At 57.3% G+C, this 3926-nt stretch carries 3 protein-coding genes; 2 read left to right on the top strand and 1 reads right to left on the bottom strand.

The window, feature by feature from the left end:
- The coding region (locus IQ254_RS30030; RefSeq protein WP_193969808.1) for a sigma-70 family RNA polymerase sigma factor at positions 1-582 on the bottom strand (582 nt) is incomplete at its 3' end.
- A 321-nt stretch (positions 583-903) separates the two neighbouring features.
- Between IQ254_RS30030 and ggpS the strand changes: the two genes are divergently transcribed.
- Positions 904-2412 carry a glucosylglycerol-phosphate synthase gene (ggpS, locus tag IQ254_RS30025; RefSeq protein WP_193969807.1) on the top strand — a complete coding sequence of 503 codons (1509 nt, stop codon included), beginning with the start codon at positions 904-906 and terminating at the stop codon, positions 2410-2412.
- Positions 2413-2708: 296 nt separating this feature from the next.
- On the top strand, positions 2709-3926 hold a 1218-nt coding region (locus IQ254_RS30020; RefSeq protein WP_193969806.1), incomplete at its 3' end, for a glycerol-3-phosphate dehydrogenase/oxidase.

Genomic DNA, 3926 nt, shown 5'->3' with positions numbered 1-3926 from the left:
CAAATCGTGGAGCGTCTCTTTAAGCTTGAGCAAGCCCTGACGCATGCGCGACTTGACCGTCCCTAAAGGAATATTCGTGTGACTGGCAATTTCGGATTGGCTAAATCCATGATAGTAGGCCAGCCACAATAACTCTCGCTGCTTTTCGGGCAGGGTTTGTAGGGCTTTGCGCACCCGCTGCGATCGCTCTCCCTGGGAGGCCTGCGCTTCTGGTAGCGAAAATTCACCCACGGCTGGAGCCTGGGGAGTCAGCCCTTGGAGAATCCGCCGTCGGTTACTGCGAGCCCGCACCCGATCGATGGCCCGATTGCGGGTGACGGTACCCAAAAACCGGCTGAGGGAACTCCGGGCCGGGTCATAGGTTGGCTTCTGCCAAAGGTTCAGAAAAATTTCTTGGGTCAAATCTTCAGCTTCTGGGCCACTGTTTAAGACCCGAAAGGCGATCGTGTAAACCAGCCGCGAGTAGCGATCGTACAAAATCGCTAAGGCTGATTTATCTCCCCGTTTCAGGGCTAAAAATAATGCTGCATCTGTATCGTCTCCCCAATCTGGAGGTTGACTTGCAGAAGGCGCGGGGGGCATGGGCTAAGAACCAGTTGAAGATAAAACCACAAGGCATTAAGTAGCCATTTACTCAAACAAGTTGCTCTATTGAGCGCCAGGACATACTGCATAAAAACACATGGATGGTCTGCACTGCCACTGTCACCACCCCTGATGACCTGGCCCATACGCCTAAAGAGCATAGAGTATAATCGCGACATCCATCTTTAGACATAGAGATATACCCCTAGATAGATACTGCCGTCCCTCTGTAGACATAGACTTGCTAAGTAATGTAAATCATCCCTCGGAGTTTGCAAAGCAGCCGTCCCGCGCGTTTAGCCAGGAGCTATCAGCCCGATGAAATCTTCTTTAGTCATCCTTTATCACCGTGAGCCCTACGACGAGGTCGTTGAAAACGGCAAGACCGTCTATCGCGAAAAGAAAAGCCCCAACGGCATTGTACCAACCCTAAAAAGCTTTTTTGCCAATGCCGATAGCAGCACCTGGGTCGCCTGGAAGCAGGTCGCTGAAGACCAGCAGGAGAGCTTCGACGAGCGGGTGACCATGGAGGGCTGGAGCGATCGCGCCGTCATCCGCCGCATTCCCCTCTCGGCTGAGCGGGTCAAAGACTTCTACTACATCACGGCTAAAGAAGCGATCTGGCCCATTCTGCACTCCTTCCCCGAGCACTTTACCTACGAAAGCTCTGACTGGGAAAACTTTCAGCACATCAATCAGCTGTTTGCCGAAGCCGCCTGCCAAGAAGCCGCCGACGATGCCCTGATCTGGATTCACGACTACAACCTGTGGCTGGCGCCCTTCTACATTCGGCAAAAAATGCCCAATGTGAAGATCGCCTTCTTCCACCACACCCCCTTCCCCGCCGCCGACGTGTTCAACATTCTGCACTGGCGCGAGGCGATCGTTGACAGCCTGCTCTGCTGTGACCTGTGCGGCTTCCACATTCCCCGCTACGTCGAGAACTTTGTCTCTGCGGCCCGCAGCCTGCGCGACGTCAAACTGGTCGAGCGCAAGCCCGTACCCGAGGCGTTTACCCCCTTCGGCACCGCCCTGGCCGAGCCCGACATGACCACCCAACTCGAATATAAGGGGCGCGTGGTCAACGTTGATGCCTTCCCGGTGGGCACCAACCCCGGCTACATCCACGAGACTGTGAACAGCCCCGCAGTCCTAGACCGCGTCCAAGCGATTCGCAACGACATCGGCGACAATAAGATCATTGTCTCGGCGGGTCGGGTCGATTACGTCAAGGGCGCTAAGGAGATGCTGCTCTGCTACGAGCGCCTGCTGGAGCGGCGGCCTGAGCTGCGCGGTAAGGTCAACCTGATTATGACCGCCGTCAAAGCTGCCGCTGGGATGCGGGTCTACAAAACTGCCCAGAGCGAAATTGAGCAGCTGGTCGGCCAGATCAACGGCAAATACTCCACTCTGACCTGGAACGCGATTCAGCTCTTTACCGAGCCCATCCCCTTTAACGACCTGATGGCGCTGTACAAGACCGCCGACATTGCGTGGATTCCCCCCCTGCGCGACGGTCTCAACCTGGTGGCCAAAGAGTACATTGCCGCCCACGGCGGCGAAAACGGTGTGCTGGTGCTCTCTGAGTTTACGGGCTCAGCGGTAGAGCTGCCCGATGCGGTGCTGACCAACCCCTATTCCGACAAAAACATGGATGAGTCGATCGACACAGCCCTGGATATGCCCCTAGAAGAGCAGCGCCGCCGCATGCAGACCATGCACGCTGCCATTACCCGCTACGACGTGCAGCAGTGGGCCAACCATATGTTCCGCGAAGCTAACGCCGTGGGGATCGCAGACAGTGAACCTAATTTGGTCACGGCCTAAGTTATCAAACAGCGCCAGCTCATGCCCTGGCGCTATTTTTTAGGCTTTCGTCTCGCTAAAAAGACTATTTATCCAGGTAAAGAGTCGATATAGCCTCAGGATGAGCCCCCCTGACTTCTGCCCGCGCTTAAATTTGATGCGTTAGGCTAACGAGAAAAAGCGCCGCTGCCCAATGGCTGCTGCTGGGGCTCTGACCCAAAGCACCGCGTTTCGATAACACCACGCCCGCTCACCCCGTTCTCGGGACTAAGGCCACCGGGCTGTTTTACCCCCGCAAACCCTAACCCCAAAAATTTATGCGCAACCTACAAACCTTAACTACCGAGCCTTTCGACCTAATTGTGATTGGCGGCGGCATCAACGGTGCGGCCACGGCCCGCGATGGTGCTCTGCGAGGGCTCAAGACAGTATTAGTAGAAAAAGGTGACTTTGCCGGCGGCACCACCAGTTGGTCGAGCCGCCTGATTCACGGCGGGCTGCGCTATCTGGAATATTTTGAATTTAACCTGGTGCGCGAGTCGCTCCACGAGCGCGAGGTGCTGCTGCGCAACGCCCCCCACCTGGCTAAGCCGTTACAGATGACAATTCCGGTCTACCGCAGCGGGGCGCGCAGCTACCGCATCATTCAGGTGGGCATGGTGCTCTACGACGTACTCAGCTACGACAAGTCGCTGCCCAACCACCGCATGCTGTCGCGCAAGACCACCCGGCAGCTGTTTCGCGCCATGGATGCCGACGACCTGGCGGGGTCGGCCCAGTACTACGACGGCCAGGCCGAGCACGCCGAGCGTCTCTGCCTCGAAAACATTCTCGATGCCGAGCGGGCCGGGGCAACGGTGCTCAACTACGCCAAGGTCGAAGATATTCACATGGGCGATCGCCGCATTACCGGCCTCACCTGCCGCGACATGCTGAGCGACACCACCTTTGAAGTCAAAACCCACGACAAAACGCTTGTGCTTAACACCTCTGGCCCCTGGGTCGATGCGGTCTGTGGCCTGAGCGAGTCGCCTGTGAGCAAGGGCCGCAAGATTGGCGGCACCAAGGGCAGCCACATCATTGTCGATGCCTTCCCCGGTGCCCCCGACTCAGCCCTGTACACCGAGGCCAAGTCTGACGGACGGCCCTTTTTCATCATTCCCTGGCTGGGCCAATTTTTGATTGGCACCACCGACGAGCGCTACGACGGCCCCCTCGACAACATCAAGGCTGACAATGCCGAGGTCGATTATTTACTCAAAGAGACCAACGCCGTGCTGCCCGCCGCTCATCTCACCCGTGAGGACGTGCGCTTTACCTACGCTGGCGTGCGGCCCCTGCCCTATGCTGAGGGCAAAAAAGCCGGTAGCATTAGCCGCGATCACATTCTCCACAACCACAGCAAAGAGGGCGCCGAGAACCTGATTTCGCTGATTGGTGGCAAGCTCACCACCCATCGTCAGGTGGGCGAAGAGTTTGTCAACGCGGTGTTTAAGCACCGGGGTGAGTCGGCCCCCGCCTGCCCCACCCACACC

Origin of the sequence: Nodosilinea sp. LEGE 07088 (assembly GCF_015207395.1) — a bacterium.
Taxonomy (GTDB): Bacteria; Cyanobacteriota; Cyanobacteriia; order Phormidesmidales; family Phormidesmidaceae; genus Nodosilinea.
This window is presented reverse-complemented; position numbering and strand designations above follow the sequence as displayed.